This window comes from Saccharicrinis sp. GN24d3 (assembly GCF_052400645.1).
Lineage (GTDB): Bacteria > Bacteroidota > Bacteroidia > Bacteroidales > Marinilabiliaceae > Saccharicrinis.
This window is the reverse complement of record NZ_JBQTGI010000002.1, coordinates 557788-575202: the sequence shown is the minus strand read 5'-3', so window position 1 is coordinate 575202 and position 17415 is coordinate 557788. Positions and strand designations below refer to the sequence as shown.

15 protein-coding genes are annotated in these 17415 nt (G+C 36.4%); 9 read left to right on the top strand and 6 right to left on the bottom strand.

Annotated features, from left to right (window positions below; translation table 11 throughout):
- From yaaA to ACT29I_RS04730, 5 genes are all read left to right on the top strand, one after another.
- A partial coding sequence (yaaA, locus tag ACT29I_RS04750; protein ID WP_444792781.1) for a peroxide stress protein YaaA occupies positions 1–959 on the top strand: 959 nt, incomplete at its 5' end.
- A 107-nt stretch (positions 960–1066) separates the two neighbouring features.
- Positions 1067–1780 (top strand): hypothetical protein, encoded by a 714-nt coding sequence (locus ACT29I_RS04745; RefSeq protein ID WP_430937334.1) that lies wholly within the window; start codon positions 1067–1069, stop codon positions 1778–1780.
- A gap of 317 nt (positions 1781–2097) precedes the next feature.
- Positions 2098–2856, top strand: coding sequence for a 5'-nucleotidase C-terminal domain-containing protein (locus ACT29I_RS04740; protein ID WP_444792780.1), 759 nt, complete (start codon positions 2098–2100; stop codon positions 2854–2856).
- Positions 2857–2862: 6 nt separating this feature from the next.
- Positions 2863–3771 carry a bifunctional metallophosphatase/5'-nucleotidase gene (locus tag ACT29I_RS04735; protein ID WP_444792779.1) on the top strand — a complete coding sequence of 303 codons (909 nt, stop codon included), beginning with the start codon at positions 2863–2865 and terminating at the stop codon, positions 3769–3771.
- A 24-nt stretch (positions 3772–3795) separates the two neighbouring features.
- Entirely contained in the window at positions 3796–4362 is a 567-nt protein-coding gene (locus tag ACT29I_RS04730) for a hypothetical protein (protein ID WP_430937328.1), read from the top strand.
- Between the two features lie 309 nt (positions 4363–4671).
- Here the strand turns inward: ACT29I_RS04730 and ACT29I_RS04725 are convergent, their stop codons facing one another.
- Complete coding sequence (locus ACT29I_RS04725) at positions 4672–5133, bottom strand: Lrp/AsnC ligand binding domain-containing protein (RefSeq protein WP_430931638.1); 462 nt, start codon at positions 5131–5133, stop codon at positions 4672–4674.
- 295 nt (positions 5134–5428) lie between these two features.
- Positions 5429–6721: a mechanosensitive ion channel family protein gene (locus ACT29I_RS04720; protein ID WP_430931637.1), complete on the bottom strand. Its 1293-nt coding sequence runs from the start codon at positions 6719–6721 to the stop codon at positions 5429–5431.
- A gap of 72 nt (positions 6722–6793) precedes the next feature.
- Between ACT29I_RS04720 and ACT29I_RS04715 the strand changes: the two genes are divergently transcribed.
- Both ACT29I_RS04715 and mgrA read left to right on the top strand, forming a co-directional pair.
- A complete protein-coding gene (locus tag ACT29I_RS04715) occupies positions 6794–8068 on the top strand; it encodes a M64 family metallopeptidase (protein ID WP_444792778.1) in 1275 nt (424 codons plus the stop codon).
- Positions 8069–8099: 31 nt separating this feature from the next.
- On the top strand, positions 8100–9101 hold the full coding sequence (gene mgrA, locus ACT29I_RS04710) for an L-glyceraldehyde 3-phosphate reductase (protein WP_430931635.1): 1002 nt from the start codon (positions 8100–8102) through the stop codon (positions 9099–9101).
- A gap of 91 nt (positions 9102–9192) precedes the next feature.
- On the opposite strand, the gene ACT29I_RS04705 is transcribed toward mgrA, so the two are convergent.
- Complete coding sequence (locus ACT29I_RS04705; RefSeq protein WP_444792777.1) at positions 9193–11757, bottom strand: M1 family metallopeptidase; 2565 nt, start codon at positions 11755–11757, stop codon at positions 9193–9195.
- Between the two features lie 745 nt (positions 11758–12502).
- Here ACT29I_RS04705 and ACT29I_RS04700 point away from each other — a divergent pair.
- Together ACT29I_RS04700 and ACT29I_RS04695 are read left to right on the top strand one after the other, a co-directional pair.
- Positions 12503–13495 carry a hypothetical protein gene (locus ACT29I_RS04700; protein ID WP_444792776.1) on the top strand — a complete coding sequence of 331 codons (993 nt, stop codon included), beginning with the start codon at positions 12503–12505 and terminating at the stop codon, positions 13493–13495.
- 1206 nt (positions 13496–14701) lie between these two features.
- Positions 14702–14845, top strand: coding sequence for a hypothetical protein (locus tag ACT29I_RS04695; RefSeq protein WP_430931632.1), 144 nt, complete (start codon positions 14702–14704; stop codon positions 14843–14845).
- An 8-nt stretch (positions 14846–14853) separates the two neighbouring features.
- Here ACT29I_RS04695 and ACT29I_RS04690 read toward each other — a convergent pair whose 3' ends face one another.
- The 3 genes from ACT29I_RS04690 to ACT29I_RS04680 form a co-directional block, all read right to left on the bottom strand.
- A complete protein-coding gene (locus ACT29I_RS04690) occupies positions 14854–15606 on the bottom strand; it encodes an HvfC/BufC N-terminal domain-containing protein (RefSeq protein WP_430931631.1) in 753 nt (250 codons plus the stop codon).
- Positions 15596–16435, bottom strand: coding sequence for an HvfB family MNIO-type RiPP peptide maturase (locus tag ACT29I_RS04685; protein ID WP_430931630.1), 840 nt, complete (start codon positions 16433–16435; stop codon positions 15596–15598). The genes ACT29I_RS04690 and ACT29I_RS04685 overlap by 11 nt, the downstream gene beginning before the upstream one ends.
- 527 nt (positions 16436–16962) lie before the next feature.
- Complete coding sequence (locus ACT29I_RS04680; RefSeq protein ID WP_430931629.1) at positions 16963–17373, bottom strand: hypothetical protein; 411 nt, start codon at positions 17371–17373, stop codon at positions 16963–16965.
- Positions 17374–17415 lie beyond the last annotated feature (42 nt).

The window sequence follows — 17415 nt, the reverse complement described above, 5'->3', positions numbered from 1 at the left end:
TAGGTCGCCGCCCATCTTTGACAAGAGGACAGTTTTCGAAAGAGGACTGTCCTTTTTGCGTTAATCGCGTTTTTTCCACCAGTGCCCTGTCAGGCGCTTCACAACGGAGCTATTTCGCCCTCTTTTTGCGTTTAGGGAGGTATTATTTAAACCAATTGTTTATTTTTGTGTTTAAATCTCAAAAAAACATGCAAATAGTAATTTCTCCCGCTAAATCATTAGACTTTGAAACACCCTTCTCGTATAAAGGATATTCGGAATATAGGTTTATCGAAGAACCCCCTAAATTGGTTAAAAAGCTCAATACCTATAGCGTAAAAAAATTATCCGCACTAATGAATGTAAGTCAAGAGTTAGCGGAGTTGAATTATATGCGATTTAAGGAGTGGCATTATCCGTTTGAACCGGAAAAAGGAAAGCAAGCCTTGTTTGCGTTTAAAGGAGATGTTTATTTAGGTTTGGATGCGTATTCCTTGTCAAATGATGACATAGATTATATTCAAAAAAAGCTATGTATATTATCGGGGCTGTATGGTTTATTGCGACCGTTAGATTTAATTCTTCCGTACAGGTTAGAAATGAGTACAAAGTTACCTGCTGGCAGAAAAAAAGACCTTTATGATTTCTGGGGGAATAAAATAACCCATTTGTTAAAAAAGGACATTCATGAAAATGATCATAAGGTATTAATTAATCTTGCATCGAACGAATATTTTAAATCTATAAAAGTAAAGGAATTAGATGTACCTATTGTAACTCCGGTTTTTAAAGACTTAAAAAACGGTGAATACAAGATGATCAGTTTTTTTGCGAAAAAAGCCCGTGGGTTGATGACGCGATTTATTGTGCAAAACAGAATTGAAGACCCGGAAGAAATAAAAGCCTTTGATTTAGACGGTTATCATTATAATAACCAGCTCTCAAAAGAAAATCAACCGGTATTTACAAGAGATCGTTAGGATATAATAATAAAAATAGTTTCAGATAAAAAGGTGGTTTATTGGTTTTTTAAAATTTTTGCGTACCTTATTAGAAGTGAAAAGAACCTAAATCAAAATTATCTATCATGACGAATATCAATATTATTGAACGATATGGTAACTTATTAAAATCGGAACAATTGGTTACCATGGATGAAAAAATAATGCCTAACACCTTTGTGTTGGAAGCACCTGAACCTTTCCCTGGCTTTTTTAACTATTACAGCGAATCGCCCAAAGATTCGACGCCTTTGTATATATATTTGGTAGTTAATCAGCTTTACACTTTAGAACAAATTACCAGGGCCAGACAAAATATTAAAGCTTATTTTCCATCTGATTTTCATGCAGATGCAGGTACGGTAACCATCTATAATAAAATGTATGATGTAATTAGGATACGTCACCTGGATAAATATGATAAAATAAAAGACCTGCAAACAGCATTTATGGATGAAGGAATTGTATTTAAAAAGAAACCTTCAAAAAAAATTGATACCAAAGGAATCATCAGGTTAAAGAAATTTTTCAGATTAAATAAAATCGAAGAAGGATTATATCTGGATGAAATTGAAAAGGATCACGGTTACATTGCATTACCAAGATTTGTTAAGTGGGCCGAGTTTGAAGAATTAACAAGAAAAGTGAAATACAATTGGTCGGGTAGTTTTTTTGATGCAGCTTTAGGTCATTTTCATAATAATTTTGAGATTGAGGATATGATAAGGATATATAATCCTAAAATAGACAAAGAGCTTCTCCAAAAAGCCAAACAAAAATACTTAGAACAAATCAAGTAAATTTTTCAAAAGCTCCGTATGGGGCTTTTTTTATACAGATTGGTCTAGCCCGAGATATTCCTCAATTATTCGATAAAGAGCGCAAGGTATTGTGATAAAAAGTAAATGCACCTTTTATAGTTCTCGAAATAATGCACTATTAGTGCGAGAAAAATAACTGCTTCACTATTTTAATGTGCTCTCTAGTCACAAAAGTTTATGATGATTCAGGCTAGTGATGTTTATTCTTTTTGTTAATAAGAGGATAAAGTATTTGTTATTGCATTCATTGGTTTAAAGATTATATTTGGATCTGAAAAGAAAACTAAGATAACATAATGAAATTAAATATTTTAATTGCAGCCATGCTGTTTGTAATTTATTGTAACGCATGCAAACAGCCGTATAAAGTGAAGAGTTATAGCGGTGAGAACGTTTCTGTCGATTCAAGCTTTACAGCAGATAGCGCTATGGATTCATTCATCAAACCTTATAAAGAGAACATCGCTGCCAAAATGGATAGAATTATAGGAATAAGCGAAAAGGAATTACAGGCTTATAAACCGGAAAGTGCCCTATCAAATTTTGTTTCAGATGTTATTCAACAAAAAGCGAATGAATTCCTTATTAGTAATAATGCTGATTCATTAAGTTTGCTGACTTTGATGAATGTGAAAGGATTGAGGGCGCCAATTCCTAAGGGTGATATATCAGTAAGGAATATTTTTGAGTTAATGCCATTCGAGAATGAAATTGTAATCCTGGCACTTTCAGGAGACAGCATAGAAGCTTTCTTTGACTACTTAGGAAAAATAAGGGGTGATGGAATTGCTGGAGCTTCAGTAAGATATTCAGGTACTAAAACGATAGAAGTACTCATTGATGGTAAACCGATGGATAGGACCAAGAACTACTTTCTGGCTACATCTGATTATCTGGCTAACGGAGGAGATTATTTTGGAATGATAATGAACCCTATTTATAGGGTGTCAATTAATTGCAATCTGCGCGATGCTATCATTGAAAGAATTGAGCAAAAGAATAGCACGGGCGAAATGATTACTGCAGAAGTTGAAGGAAGAATTATATTCAATTAATAGAACATGGAAAAGGGTAGAAGACAGTTTTTAAAAACTATGGCAATAGGCTCGGCAGCAGGTGTATTTAGCTTTCCGGCTTGCACAGAGCAAGGAGGCCGAACCAAGTTAACTATTCTGCACACAAATGATGTGCACAGCCATATCGATCCTTTTCCGGAGAATCATCCAAAATACGCGGGAAAGGGTGGATATGCAAGACGGTTTGCGCTGATAAAACAAGTACGCCAGCAAGAGGAGCATGTTATATTGTTGGATGCAGGAGATATTTTTCAGGGTACACCCTACTTTAATTATTATAAAGGAGAGCTCGATATTAAATTAATGAGCGATATGGGTTATGATGCAGGTACCATAGGAAACCATGAGTTTGATAATGGCATAGATGATCTGGCTACTCAAATTAAAAAATCAAAATTCCCATTTGTATGTAGTAACTATAAAGTAAGCAGTTCAGCTTTAGAGGGTTTAACAAGTCTCTATAAAATTATAGAAAAAGGCCCCATTAAAATTGGCATAATCGGGTTGGGAATAGAGTTAAGTGGTTTAGTTACACCATTAAACTATAGGGGCGTAGAATATATGGACCCCATTGTAGAAGGTGATAAAGTAGCTAAATTTTTAAAAGAGAAAAGACGGTGTAATCTGGTGATTGCCTTATCGCACCTGGGCTATGAATACAAAGGAGCCATGGTAAGCGATGTTGTTTTAGCTAAACAAACTAATTATATTGATGTTATACTTGGCGGCCATACGCATACTTTTTTAGATAAACCAGTTATCGTTAGTAATATAAAAAAGCAGGATGTTATAATCAATCAGACGGGTTGGGGAGGCATCAACCTGGGACGTTTGGATTTTGTTTTTGATAACTTAAAAAAAACAAAGCAGTTGGCTTACCATACCCAGTTGTAGAATCATTGTTGATAAATAGTATTTATGAAAATCCCAATTGTAGATTTAACATTAGAAAATTTAAAAAAATTAAGACAGCAAAACGACTGGAGCGATCATTTTAAATTAGTGGTTTGGCCCCGCACATTACTATGGTTAGGGCTTAAAGAATTGTTCGCAGATTATAAATCTTTGGATTGGAAGATACACTTTACGCCGGAAAACATGCATAACAACTTTATTTCGATGCATGTAAAAGATGAAAAAGAGGTGTTTAATTTCTATTTTCAGGTACCGCTAGTTGAAAAGCTTTCCTTCAATCTGTATTTAGGAGACAGCACGTATAATTTTTTTGAGATCCATCCCGCTTTGATTGCTATGGGAACAATGAAAAAAGATGAAATAGAAATTCAGGCAACTACCTCTGTTTTACCTCACCTTGTTTTGTCAACTCCCAATAGTAAATATGATAAGGGAACTTTGTGGGAAATCAATGAGGAGAATTACCTGTATTTGGTTAAAAATGATGCCTTAATAAATCTATTAACATCTAATTTTAAGAGATTTATTCCCTCCTTAAAGAAAATTATTGATAGTGAGTGGAATATTTAGCCCGTATAATTCATATATTAAACCCGCATTATGTATTGGAGGTTCGTCATGAGCATTGCAAGTACAATAAAACAAGGCATTACTGAAACGAGGCATAAACTTGTCCCGATTACTTTCGGGAGCATCGTTCTGGTGAGTTGAAGTGATGCAACGAAGTGTCTTGTTTTAAAGTAATTTCAAGGTGTAATAGAATTTCTATGCCTATTGCGGGTTAAACGGATGTGAATGTCCATGAATACGTAGAATTAAGAATAAAAAAAAACTCCGATATCTGGGAACAATCGGAGTCAGTCATATCTTCAAGTAATTTTAATCAACCGGTAATTGCCTTTTAAATGTTTCTTCTAACGATATAATAGTCTCCGTAGATGAAATACCTGTTATGGATTGTAGTTTATCATGTAACATGCGTTTTAAATCTTCGTTGTTTTTGGCATAAATTTTAATGAAGATAGCATACGATCCGGTTGTATAGTGACATTCCGTGATTTGTGGAATTTCGTGTAGCATCTCAACCACTTTATCGAACAAACTTGCCTTTTTTAGAAAAATACCCATAAATGCACAGGTGTGATATCCTATTTTTGCCGGGTTGATAATAAATTCAGAACCCTTGATTACTTCCAAATTCATCAAGCGTTGTATTCGTTGGTGAATGGCTGCACCTGATACTTTACATTCCCTTGCCACTTCCAAAAAAGGAATACGTGCATTTTTTATGATAAGAGATAATATTTTTTTATCTAAACTATCAATTTGTCGGCTATCCATGATTTACTTGTTGGTTATAATTTGTAGTTTTTTAATTGGTTTTTATAATAAATCGGCACTAAATTATAAAACCAACTCCTAATATTCAACAAAAATTGTCATATTTATTAATTTAATATTAATTAATTTCGGATATTGCTTATAAATTATAAGCACTTACAGATGTGCTTCGATACTCCGAGGCAGGTATGCTTCAAAATCAAAGCGTTATCATGTTTGGTTTTGGTTTGCGCAAGTTAGGGGCAGGCATACAACGCAAGTGGATTATTTTTTGAAAAAATATAGGAAATAACAGCTATTCCTCAAATATTTGCTGATTTTGAACCTGTTCAGTGGGAAACTGGAAGACCCTTAGGTCAAATTCGGGGATAACCGCCAAAATGTGGTCAAAAATATCTGCTTGAATAGATTCATAGTTGGCCCATGCCTGATCGTTACTGAAAACATATATCTCTATAGGTAAACCTTTCTCATTGGGTTGCAGGTGGCGAACCAGAAAGGTCATCTTATTGTGTATTTTGGGATGGTGAGTAAGGTAGCTTTCCAAGTATTTTCTGAAAATGCCTAGATTGGTCAGGTTTCTTCCGTTAATAGCGGATGATTCATCAATATCAAACTGCTGATTATATTCTTCCAACTCGGTAAGCTTATCTTCAATGTAACCTTGCAAGAATTTTACCTTCTTAAATTTATCAATCATCTTGGGAGTGCAGAATTTTACCGATTTCATATCGATATTAATGGAACGCTTAATGCGTCTACCTCCCGATTCCTCCATTCCTTTCCAATTAATAAAACTCTCGCTAACCAAGGCGTAAGTTGGAACGGTGGAAATGGTTTTGTCCCAGTTCTGAATTTTTACCGTGTTTAGGGTTATTTCTAATACCGTCCCGTCTGTATTGCGAGACGGCATTACAATCCAGTCGCCCGGCTTAACCATATTGTTGGCCGATAATTGAATACTTGCCACAAAACCAAGAATAGTATCTTTAAAAACCAAAATTAAAACAGCCGCAATAGTTCCAAGTCCAATAAATACCTCAGTGAGCTTTACCCCGAAAATGATAGAAACTATAATTAAAATACCTACCAGAGTTATAACTAGTTGAATGCCCTGAACATACCCTTTAATAGGTCTGTCTTTGCTATAAGGTTGAACGTTGTAAATATCTTGTGTGGCTTTTAAAAACGAATCTACCATCAACAATATAACCACTATAAAATAAGATGAAACGATATTGTTAAGTAGGCTGTAGGCTTGCGGATAGGGCTTGAAAATTAAATCGGTAAACGCGTAAATTACCAATGCGGGAACTATTAATGCAGTTCTGCTAATCAAGTTACGTTTTACATAGAAATCGTCGTATTTCGATTTGGTTTTCGACATAAAGCGTTCTACCGTGTGCACCAAATATTTTTTTGCAAAAAAGTGAGCTGCTTTTGCAAGAAGGATGGCAAGGATAGACAAAAGAGCAACAGTTAAATAACTGATTACTTCATCGCTAAGGCCGGTACGTTGCATCAGGTTATCAAAAGATGATTTTAAACTTTCGACGTCAACCTGTGCTTTAATGATGATATCTGACATTGAGCAGTATTTTTAAATTCAATTATTTGTACATTGTTCAACATACAAAAGTAAAAGTAAAATTGTTCCAACATGAAACAGATTGTATTAATTCTTCTTTTTTTTCTTAACCTGGGTTATTTATCATATGGTCAGTTTCAGGAATATTTTGAGAATGGAAGTTTACGAATTGATTTTATATTAAGTGGGAATGCGAAAGAAACCCATGCTTCGATTTTTGAGTTAAAGAAAGAACCGTATTTTGGAGGTACATTGCTTAAAACGATTGATCAGTTTGAATATGGCGAGTTTAGAATTGTTGTGAAGGATGCAGAAAGTAAGGAAGATATTTATACGCGTGGCTTTTGTTCCTTGCTTGAAGAATGGCAAACAACAGAGGAGGCTGAGTTGGTGGACAAGAGTTTTTTTCAAACACTGACTGTACCATATCCGAGGGATAATATTTTAGTATCCATTGAAAAAAGAACGAGAAACGGGGCGTTTTATGAGTTATTTCACGCAGAGATAAAGCCTAATGATGATGGCGTATCTAAATCTCATCTTGAAAACATCGGCACACATAAATTAATAGATAATGGTTCAAAGGATGAATGTATAGATATTGCATTTATCGGGGACGGCTATACTAAGGACGAGATTGAAAAGTTTCACGACGACATCCTCAGATTGAGCAATTACTTATTTACACAAGCTCCCTTTGATAAATTCCAAAAGAAATTTAATATTTGGGCCGTGGATGCTATTTCGGAAGAATCAGGAGTGACGGATCCGAGAAAAGAAATATGGAAGGATACGGCTTTGCGATCAAGTTTTAATACGTTAAATTCAGATCGATATCTGGCAAGTACAAATACCTTTTTAATCAGGGATTATGCCGCTTTGGTACCATACGATCAGATATATGTTATTGCCAATACCGATAAATATGGGGGAGGTGGAATCTATAATCATTTTTCGCTGACTTCCGTGGATAACCACCGCTCCTTAACGGTTTTTATACATGAGTTTGGACATGCCTTTGCCGGCTTAGGTGATGAGTATTACACTTCGGAAGTGAGTTACAGCGATTATTTTAACCAAGCCATTGAACCATGGCAACCTAATTTAACAACACTAAAAGAATTTGAGGGCAAATGGAAGGATATGATTGATTCTTCAACACCTGTTCCAACGCCTGCCAAAGAAAAATACTTTCGTAAAGTTGGCGTTTTTGAAGGAGGTGGATATGTGGCAAAGGGTGTTTATCGTCCTGCATATGATTGCAGAATGAAATCGAACGAAGCCCGCGCGTTTTGTCCTGTATGTCAGCGTGCCATTGAAAAAATGATTCTGTTTTTAACGGATTAAATTTTACATATTACTGATTAAATAATAAAAAATGCAACATCAGGTAAAAAACAAGAGATACGACGAAATGCTTTACCAGCGATGCGGTAGAAGCGGAATTAAACTGCCGGCAATATCCTTAGGATTATGGCATAACTTTGGCTCGGTAGACGTTTTTGAAAATGGAAAGGCCATTATTTTCGAAGCTTTTGACAAAGGGATTACGCACTTTGATCTGGCCAATAACTACGGTCCTGAACCCGGAAGTGCCGAAGAAAACTTTGGAAAGGTACTGAACAATCACCTGAAAGCTTATCGCGATGAGTTATTGATTTCTACCAAAGCCGGATATTATATGTGGCCTGGCCCATATGGAGAATGGGGTTCACGTAAAAATTTAATTTCCAGCCTGGACCAAAGCTTAAGGCGAATGAAACTGGAGTACGTGGATATTTTCTACTCACATCGTTTTGATCCTGATACACCCTTGGAAGAAACCATGATGGCGCTGGATCATGCTGTAAGACAAGGGAAGGCATTGTATGCGGGTATTTCTAATTATCCGGCGGATAAAACCCGTGAGGCAGAATCCATTTTGCGCGAATTAGGTACGCCTTGTTTGATTCATCAGGCACGGTATAGCATGTTTCAGCGATGGGTTGAAGAGGAGTTGCTGGATGTGGTTGATAAACGAGGTATCGGATTGATTGCCTTTTCGCCTTTGGCACAAGGTTTATTAACCAATAAATACCTGCAGGGCATACCTGAAGGATCACGCATGACACGAAACCTCTTTTTAAAAGAAGAGCATCTGACACCGGAAAAGCTGGAGGTGATAAAGAATCTGAACGAATTGGCCGTTAACCGTGGTCAGTCACTTGCGCAAATGGCGATAGCCTGGTTATTGAAAGATCCAAGAGTAACATCTGTTCTGATAGGAGCGAGTTCCGTCCGTCAACTAAAGGATAGTGTGGAGAGCCTGAAAAATCTGGAATTCAACAGAGACGAATTGGCAAAAATTGAAGATGTTTTAAAAATGTCAGCGCAGATATAAAATACCAATTAGGGACAAAGAGCACAGGGAAACACCAGGTTATTTCTAAGTATACCTTAGTGAACCTGGTGCCTTAGCGGTGTTTGTGATATCAATCCAAATACTTATCTTTTACCATTCTGCTCCGCTTAATCATATCTGCCGACTGCAATATTTTGCGTTTTAAATCTTCGGGATAATTTGGATTGTCCTTAAAAAAGTAATCAATGATTTTTTCCGCTTCAAGGGAACCATAACCCCCCAGCGTATTGTTTAACCATCCAATAGGGAAAAATATATCTCCGGTTTCTTTGATGGTTTCTGTTAAATCAAGTAAAACTTCTAAGTATTTTATCGAATGTTCGTTTCGGTAGGGATGGTGCAAAAAGGAAAGTGCAGTCAGAACCCAATTTTCTTGTTTTCGGTTGGCTTCTGATTGCAGTCCGGTAACAAATTTATCCAAATCGGTATTGTCCGATGAAAACACAGGACTAACAAAAAGCATTTTGTTTTTTAATTCTTCATCTTTGAGTTTGCCCGCATAAGAAATAACAAACTGTTGGTCTAACGTTTTATCTTTCAGTGCGAGGTTTAATACAGCAGCGCTTACATCCCGTTCGGAAAGTGAGGCTCCATATACCTTTTCCCGTTTAATCACCTGTTTGAGTTTCTTTAGACCGGATGGGGTAGCGACTATTTGTGACCATGCATTAAAAAGTAACTTTTTTGTTCCGGTGGATCCTACAATACTGATTTGGTTGAATAGGGTTTGTTCTATGCTATTACCAAGTTCTGTTCTTAATTTTTCGGTGGTAAAACGCCAAAATACATCCACAAGTTGGTTACAGGCTAAAGTCAATATTTGTTCGTTATTTTCGTTGGATACCATAGTCTGTAACATATTTAAGTATCGGGAAGGAGCTATTTCTCCATGCATAAAGTTTTCGAAAAGCTGAACCAACATTGCACCTCTTGCCAACTCATCAGCCAATACATGAATGTTGTTAATGGCATATTCCAACGAGATATCATCCATTAAAAATAAACCATACCCGCCTTCGTTGATGGTGGGAAGTATAAATTCAGGTTGAATGTTTACATCTTCGATAGCGGTTTTAGCCGATAATAATTCAACCTCCTCATTTATTTTTTCCGAAGCATTGATTCTGCAATATTGGATTCTTTGTGGCCATACTTTATTGGTATCTCCATATTCAGGTTGTTGGTTAATAACCAACTGCTTATTTTCAAAGTTGAAATTAATAATGGGGCGACCTGCCGCATAGGTCCATGTATTGCTCCAAAGTTGCAAATCATATTCCGACAAATCATTTAAAATCTCCATTAAATCGTACCAGGTAGCATTCGCATAGCTATAATCCTTCAAATATTTACCCAATCCTTTGCGAAGCTGTTCTTTGCCAGTCAGGTTCTCCAGCTGGTTCATCATAATGGGCGCTTTATGATAGATGATGTTTCCATACATGGAGCCTGCATCGTTCAGATTAACAAGTTTTTGTTGGATGGGGTTGGCGGCAATGGTTCTGTCTACCGAATAAGAGGCGGGAAAGTGGCTGGTTAAAAAGGTGAGCTTGTGATTTAACGCGGGGAACTGTTCTTCCACAATTTTATCGGCCATGAAATTGGCAAACACTTCCTTTTGCCATACCCCGCTAAACCATTTCATGGTCACTAAATCGCCAAACCACATGTGGGCTGTTTCGTGTGCGATAAGCTGAGCTCTTCGTAGTAATTGTTGTTGGGTAGGGCTTTCGCTCAGAAACAACAGTTCCGAGCGATAATATACAGCCCCCGGGTGTTCCATACCTCCAAACTGAAAGGAAGGAATACATACCAAATCATACTTGGAAAATGGGAAATCTACTTCGGTATAATCTTCCAACCAGTTTATTGAATGAAATACCTGGTCGAAAATAGCAGGCGTATTTCTTATTATCTTGTTAGAGTCTGTTTCCATATGGTATATGGAAATCTCCCTTCCGCTTCTTTTTTGTGTTGTTTTTTTAAACTCCCCTACAGCAAAAGCCCACAGATAGGTGCTTATTGGTTTGGAGGAGGCAAAACTAACCAACTTTCTGTTCTTGGATATATCTTCGTAATACTCAGGTTTACCATTGGTTATAGCTGTTAGGTTTTTGGGCATGCTGATGGAATAAGAAACTTTGGCTTTTAAATCCGGTTGGTCGAAGCATGGAATAGCGGTCCGGGCTCTGGCAGGTACAAAAAGAGAATAGAAATAGTTATCATTGCGATTGAGCGCACCGTTACCCAGAATAAAAGTGATTTCTAATTTGTTTTTACCTTTTTGCAAAAAACGTGGCGGGATTACTAAATGCTCGTTTTCCAGCTTGAAAAACGCTTTTTCGTCGTTCACCAATACGGCTTGTATTTTATCGGTAGTGCTTACAAAATCCAGCACCAGTGGAGTTTTAGAATTCTTTTTGTTTAAGGAGATAAGCGCAGTGCCTTCAATATCATTTTGCAACGAATCTGGAATTGTAAGTTCCAGCTTATATTCGATGTTGGAAATATCGTTAAATCTTTCTTCCGCCAATGCAAGAGAAACACCCGACTCTAATGGTTTGGGTTCGGGATTTCGACAACTAAAAAAAACAATTCCACTAATGATTGTTGCTAAAGCGAACAAATACTTCATATTTATAAACTTGATGATTGAATATCAAATATAGTGAATAATATAGTACTTAAAGACAATAAGATTGTTCCAACTTTTTTATTTTTACCCCACCAATTAATATTGTAAATAAGATTCCACGAAAAATAGATGAGAAGAATAAAAATTCTTACCAGGATTACTTCATAACTCTTTTTGTTTCTAACTATCCTCATCTTTTTTTCAATAAAACTACCTGAGTCAGTTAATCAAGGAGTTATCGTGGTTATTGGTGGTAGTGACGTCCCAACAGCAGTTTTATCAAAATTGAATGGGTATACTCACTATTAGTATTTATCGCTTTTTTTGATTTGGTTGACCATTTCAATTAAAAATAAAGTTTCCTCAATTACTAAGATTAAGTATTTCTTACTATTATGTTGTGTAAATTCGATCCGTATAATGAAATAGGGATGGACTATGTTCTTAATTATTAAGCTAATATTCTTACAGTAATCTTGAAAGGGGTTATTGTCTACTTTACACACAAATCCTGACTGTTGCCGTATTTCAATGCCTTTCCTTTTCATTTATTCTGCGAAAGCAAAACAAATCACTAGATAGCCGAAAATATTACTTATTCGTAATATTTGAAACGGGTGGGGACGTTTTATATCTTAAAAATAAATACTAACCCTGACTTATGGGAGCTTTGTCAAAAAAATATTGACTTTGCCTTCGAAAACTTGGAAATTTATACGATGTTATAATCAAAAAAAACACTGTTATGAAAAAAGAAATATACCTTTCGTGGATACTAGTGATGTCGCTTTTCGTAATCACATCTTGTACCCAACAACAAGAAATGAATGAGATAATTTCTGACTCCGCAGATTTAAAAAGTGGACACCTCGATGAATGGGAATATATGTCAATAAACAATTGGTATTATACGACCCAAGATCTTGAAATAGAAACATGTGAGGAGGCTGATTTCTTTCCATTTTTAGGAGCTGCGATGGTATCAATTTTCAACGATATAGATTTCCTCTATATAAAAGTAACTGCAGAAGAAAGCTGGCAAATACATTATCTTTCTTTAAACATGTTTAGTGAAGGAGAAACGCCTAATGCAAATTATGGATCATTCCCTTACCAAAAACACTTTTCTTCGGATCCAAGACCAGAGATTGTGATTTATAAAATTCCCAAAATCATTGAATGGTCAGAATGCATTAAAATAAATATCAAAATCAAAATGTATAATCCTACATCTAGCAGATATTGGTGGGTAACCTCGGACAATACTTATAGTTATAATTATTATTTAGATTACTGTCTTAAAGAATGTAACCCATGTCCTCCAGAAAAAGTGGGAGACATTATAGCTGCCCAGCACTACGACGTGGGAGATCTTGTGATTTGGGAAGCAGATGACAAGCTTTATATTAATTATCAACTTGGTGGTGAATACACACTTGATGAAGCACATGTTTATGTAGGTTGCATTGAAGAAATGCCTGCCACTAAAAAGGGCAGTCCTAAAAACGGGAACTTCCCATATCATATTGAAGACTTTGATAATGGAATATTAATGATTCCACTGGCGGATCTCGAAAATATTTGTAAAGATGAAAACGGATGTTGGCCGATTGCTGCCCATGCCGTGGTATCTAAAACGATGGGTAATGAAAAATGGGAAGAAACAGCATGGAGTACAGGAACCGAATTTGATGGCAAAAATTGGGGATGGTATAGCACTTATTGTCCATGTGAGTAAAAGAAATTATCATTTAGAAAGAAGCTCCCTTTAAAAAAAGGGAGTTTTTTTATTATTTTATGATCAATTGAAGATTAATAAATATATGCAGTTCAATAAAAGTAACTTTCCTTTCATACTTGGCGTTGTCTTTTCTGTAAGTTTTTTTTGTGTTCTAACGATGACTCAGCAGATTTAGATGATGAACAAAACGGTCAAGTCAAAGATTCTACTAATATCCTGAATGACACAATTCTTATGGAGGACAGAGTCTTTCTGCATTTAAACGATTTGCACCCCAATATTGATGCAATTCCTTAAATATCGGCCGTTTTTAATAGGCGTAGGGATACCGGTGATAATGTTTATGTTCTTTTGGCAGGAGATATTTTTAGTGGTAATCCATTGGTAGAGACGTATGATAAGCTCGATATCCAATCATTGATTTTATGGATAAAGTTGGTTTTGATCTTTCTGTAATAGGAAACCATGAGTTCGACTAAGGAGAGGAAGAACTAAACTAGCGTATTTAGCAAGCTGAGTTTCCTTTTAAATTTGTCAATATTGACGCTACCGCAGGGGACTTAGGTCAAACAATAACCACTGTGGTATGAAACTCTGATATCGGAAAAAGAATTTGAACCGGTGATGTTGGGAATGAAACTGGTGAAAAAGTAGGAGAAAAGTATATTTCATCAATTCATTCCGACAAGGAGGAAGGATGTTATTTCCCTTATTATAAAACGGGATTAAGAAGTATACCCATCTAAAAAAGAATGATAATATATTTGTGATTTTATCACATTTAGAACTTGGTTCCATGAAAGCTTAGCCGTGAATAATAATGAGTTAGACGTAGTTGTTGGAAGTCGCACGCATTCAGCTGTTTCGCAACCCCAACTATTCAACAATGCTTTGATTTGTCAGGCCGGATCATATACTCTTACCTAAAAATACAATGCGGACTTTTCTTTTCAACATTATGGGGTATAACAAGTTCATTTTCACAAGGCGATATATTTGTAAAGGATGTTTATCAGAACGATCCGTTTAGAAACGAATTAATGATATTTAATTTATCCTATTATGAACTATTTACTTTTATCAAAAACAGTAATCCCAGCGATTTAAAAGTGTCGGGTATACTTATCACCCATCAAACGGTTACATAACACTTACGATTTTGATGGAAATTTGTTAGACCAGAGCAAATCGTATAAAGTGGCCATGAACTCCTACATCTCCGTATCCTACAATTTTGATCATGGCGATGTAGGAGCGTCAACCGGAGAAGCATCAGCCGATGTTCTGATTGAGTATGTCGAACACAAACAGGAAATGGATTACAAAGGTGTTCAAAGAATTTGTTGAATGAAATATTAAACCAAACCACCCAGTAACGCCCCTTTTTTGTGTAAATCGGATAGAAAAGATTGAAGATGTACTTTGAGTGGTTCAAAATCTGTTAAGCCAAAAACGGAAGATATTAAAGGTAATAGGGATTCCATAGATTGAGGCTGCTCATATAGCTTTTCAATCACAAAAACGTGCAGCGGTGAGATGTTAAGGAATTGCACACTATCGGTTTCCCGGTTTCGAAACACAAAAATAAACCATTCGCCCTTTTTAGAGGCAGCTTCATCCGCATTCAAAGCATGAACAGGATATTCTAGTTTAAGCAGACTATATTCTGGCGTCAATACTATTTTATCAAAAAGCAGGTTTACATCTTTTTGGTAAGCCAAAGTAACTTTTTCCATCGCAGTATGTACCTCTATCTCCACCCACTCAATTAACAGTAAATCGTTTAAAGCAGGCTTATTAAATTTATGGGCATAATTAGCCTGTACCACAAAGTCCATAAATTCTTCGGGAAGTTCCCATATTTTGGGTGTTTGGCAATCGTGCTTTTCAAAAAATTCATCGACTAGCTTAAGCCACTCATCCTCATTTAACCATTCCAAAGTAATAGGATAAGCCCTTTCCAAAGTGTTTTTTACATTGCCCAAAACCAGTCGCCTATAATGACTTGCCCGCTCCTTGTTCACACCGTTTATTTTAACATACCTACCGGTACGGCAATATTCCGACAGTTTATGTTGTATTTCAATTGTTTCCGAATTAAGATGCATGACATACCTCCCAACTTTTATGCGTGATTGATTTTAATTTGCCAAATTCTTCAACAATGCCATCAAAATCTTCAAAATTAAAATCTCTTTCCAACAATACAGGAACAGGTTTCATTTTGTTGATGGTATACCCAAACAATTCGTACACCGGGTCAATAATCGGTTGTCCGTGTGTATCGATAATCAAATCGTCACTTACTTTTTCGTGTCCAGCCATGTGAATATAGGATACCTTGTTCAAAGGCATTTTATCAATAAATTCCTTGGCATTGTACCCATGATTAAAACTATTTACATAAATATTATTCACATCCAGCAAGAGCCCACAACCCGCCTCCTCCACAATTGACCTGACAAAAGTAGCTTCATCCATCTGGGCTCCGGGCGAAATGTAATACGATACGTTTTCGATGGCTATTGTTCGCTCCAGAATGTCTTGTACCTCTTTAATCCTATCAACAATGTGCTTTATGGCGTCGTCCCTGAAAGGAACAGGTAATAAATCGTACAAATGTGCATTTCTACTTTTTGTATAGGATAGATGTTCCGAGTATATTTTAACTTTGTAACCCTTAAAGAACGTTTTCAACTCCTTTAAAAAGTCATAATCCAGTGGTTCCGCACTTCCAATGGATAAAGATAACCCATGGCAGGTGATGGGATACTTTTCCGCAGCTTTATCCAACACTTTTTTCCAGTAACCCCCCATACCCATCCAGTTTTCCGGAGCGAACTCAATAAAATCAGGATTAAATGTATCGTTATGCAGAAACTCTTCAGCGATATCACGCCGAAATCCAACACCTACCTTCGCTATAGTTTTTTCCATTATATTAAAACTTTCATGATTTATGGGAAATACCGATCGACAGGACATCATCTTTTCCAAAGATTTAAACTTTAGAAAGGATAGCGCCTTTCACAAAAAAAAGCTGTTGCCTGAACAATCGGGATGCGATTGCCTCAACTTAAGAATCAAAAAAAACATATTGGTCGCATCTGCATCCATATACCCAAACAACAGCAACTCCGCACTACTACCCAATTAATCCGCCATGTACATTAGAAATCCTGTTACGCAATTAAGCAGCTTCAAAGCAAAGCGATTCACTAACTTGCTTCAACTCACCAGAACGGAGTTGTGCCTCCTTTCAGCAACGCCTTGTTTTATGGTAGTTTAGTCTCATTACGTACCACCGATGCATAATCCGGGTTAATGCAAAAACAATTTATGCTTCCTTCCGCATCCTATCATTCACAATAAAGCGTTTTGCTTTGGGCAGTATTCGATTTATTCATTGCATGTTAACGTCCGTTAAAGCGTTTTTTTGTTCAGAATATTGAAAAATACCGTAACTATTCATCTCCGCCACAGGTGTTCTCGCCACACTTGCTCTCTCCGGTTTTCTCTTTACTTTCTTTTTTGGTTTCTTTCGGCTTTTCGCCACATTTAGCCTCTGAGGTTTTTTCGCTTTTCTCGGTTTTAGATTTCTTTTTGGCTTCTTTTTTATTTTCCTCCCCACATTTTCCTTCGCCACACTTTCCCTCACCACATTTGGCTTCACCAACCAAATAATCTCCGGAACCCGCATTTTGTAAGTCAACCGGTGAGCCATATTGTCCTAAAAGCTCTGCTCTTAGCTCAGAACCATTCCCCATATGCTCGTAGTTAAACAAGTTACCCGAGTTGGCCATAACCGGCATTGTGCCTGCAATCATTCCACTTATTACAACACCTTTAAGGATACTCCTTTTTTCTGATTTCATAATCACGTTATTTTAAGATTAATAGATTCGATATTCTTTTAT

What these genes read in the sequence shown, in the direction of transcription:
- mgrA (WP_430931635.1), top strand. Translation starts at nt 8,100, where the DNA reads ATGCAACATCAGGTAAAAAACAAGAGATACGACGAAATGCTTTACCAG.
- ACT29I_RS04705 (WP_444792777.1), bottom strand. Translation starts at nt 11,757, where the DNA reads ATGAAGTATTTGTTCGCTTTAGCAACAATCATTAGTGGAATTGTTTTT.
- ACT29I_RS04695 (WP_430931632.1), top strand. Translation starts at nt 14,702, where the DNA reads ATGAACTCCTACATCTCCGTATCCTACAATTTTGATCATGGCGATGTA.
- ACT29I_RS04685 (WP_430931630.1), bottom strand. Translation starts at nt 16,435, where the DNA reads ATGGAAAAAACTATAGCGAAGGTAGGTGTTGGATTTCGGCGTGATATC.
- ACT29I_RS04700 (WP_444792776.1), top strand. Translation starts at nt 12,503, where the DNA reads ATGAAAAAAGAAATATACCTTTCGTGGATACTAGTGATGTCGCTTTTC.
- ACT29I_RS04740 (WP_444792780.1), top strand. Translation starts at nt 2,098, where the DNA reads ATGAAATTAAATATTTTAATTGCAGCCATGCTGTTTGTAATTTATTGT.
- ACT29I_RS04745 (WP_430937334.1), top strand. Translation starts at nt 1,067, where the DNA reads ATGACGAATATCAATATTATTGAACGATATGGTAACTTATTAAAATCG.
- ACT29I_RS04730 (WP_430937328.1), top strand. Translation starts at nt 3,796, where the DNA reads ATGAAAATCCCAATTGTAGATTTAACATTAGAAAATTTAAAAAAATTA.
- ACT29I_RS04735 (WP_444792779.1), top strand. Translation starts at nt 2,863, where the DNA reads ATGGAAAAGGGTAGAAGACAGTTTTTAAAAACTATGGCAATAGGCTCG.
- ACT29I_RS04715 (WP_444792778.1), top strand. Translation starts at nt 6,794, where the DNA reads ATGAAACAGATTGTATTAATTCTTCTTTTTTTTCTTAACCTGGGTTAT.
- ACT29I_RS04720 (WP_430931637.1), bottom strand. Translation starts at nt 6,721, where the DNA reads ATGTCAGATATCATCATTAAAGCACAGGTTGACGTCGAAAGTTTAAAA.
- ACT29I_RS04680 (WP_430931629.1), bottom strand. Translation starts at nt 17,373, where the DNA reads ATGAAATCAGAAAAAAGGAGTATCCTTAAAGGTGTTGTAATAAGTGGA.
- ACT29I_RS04725 (WP_430931638.1), bottom strand. Translation starts at nt 5,133, where the DNA reads ATGGATAGCCGACAAATTGATAGTTTAGATAAAAAAATATTATCTCTT.
- ACT29I_RS04690 (WP_430931631.1), bottom strand. Translation starts at nt 15,606, where the DNA reads ATGCATCTTAATTCGGAAACAATTGAAATACAACATAAACTGTCGGAA.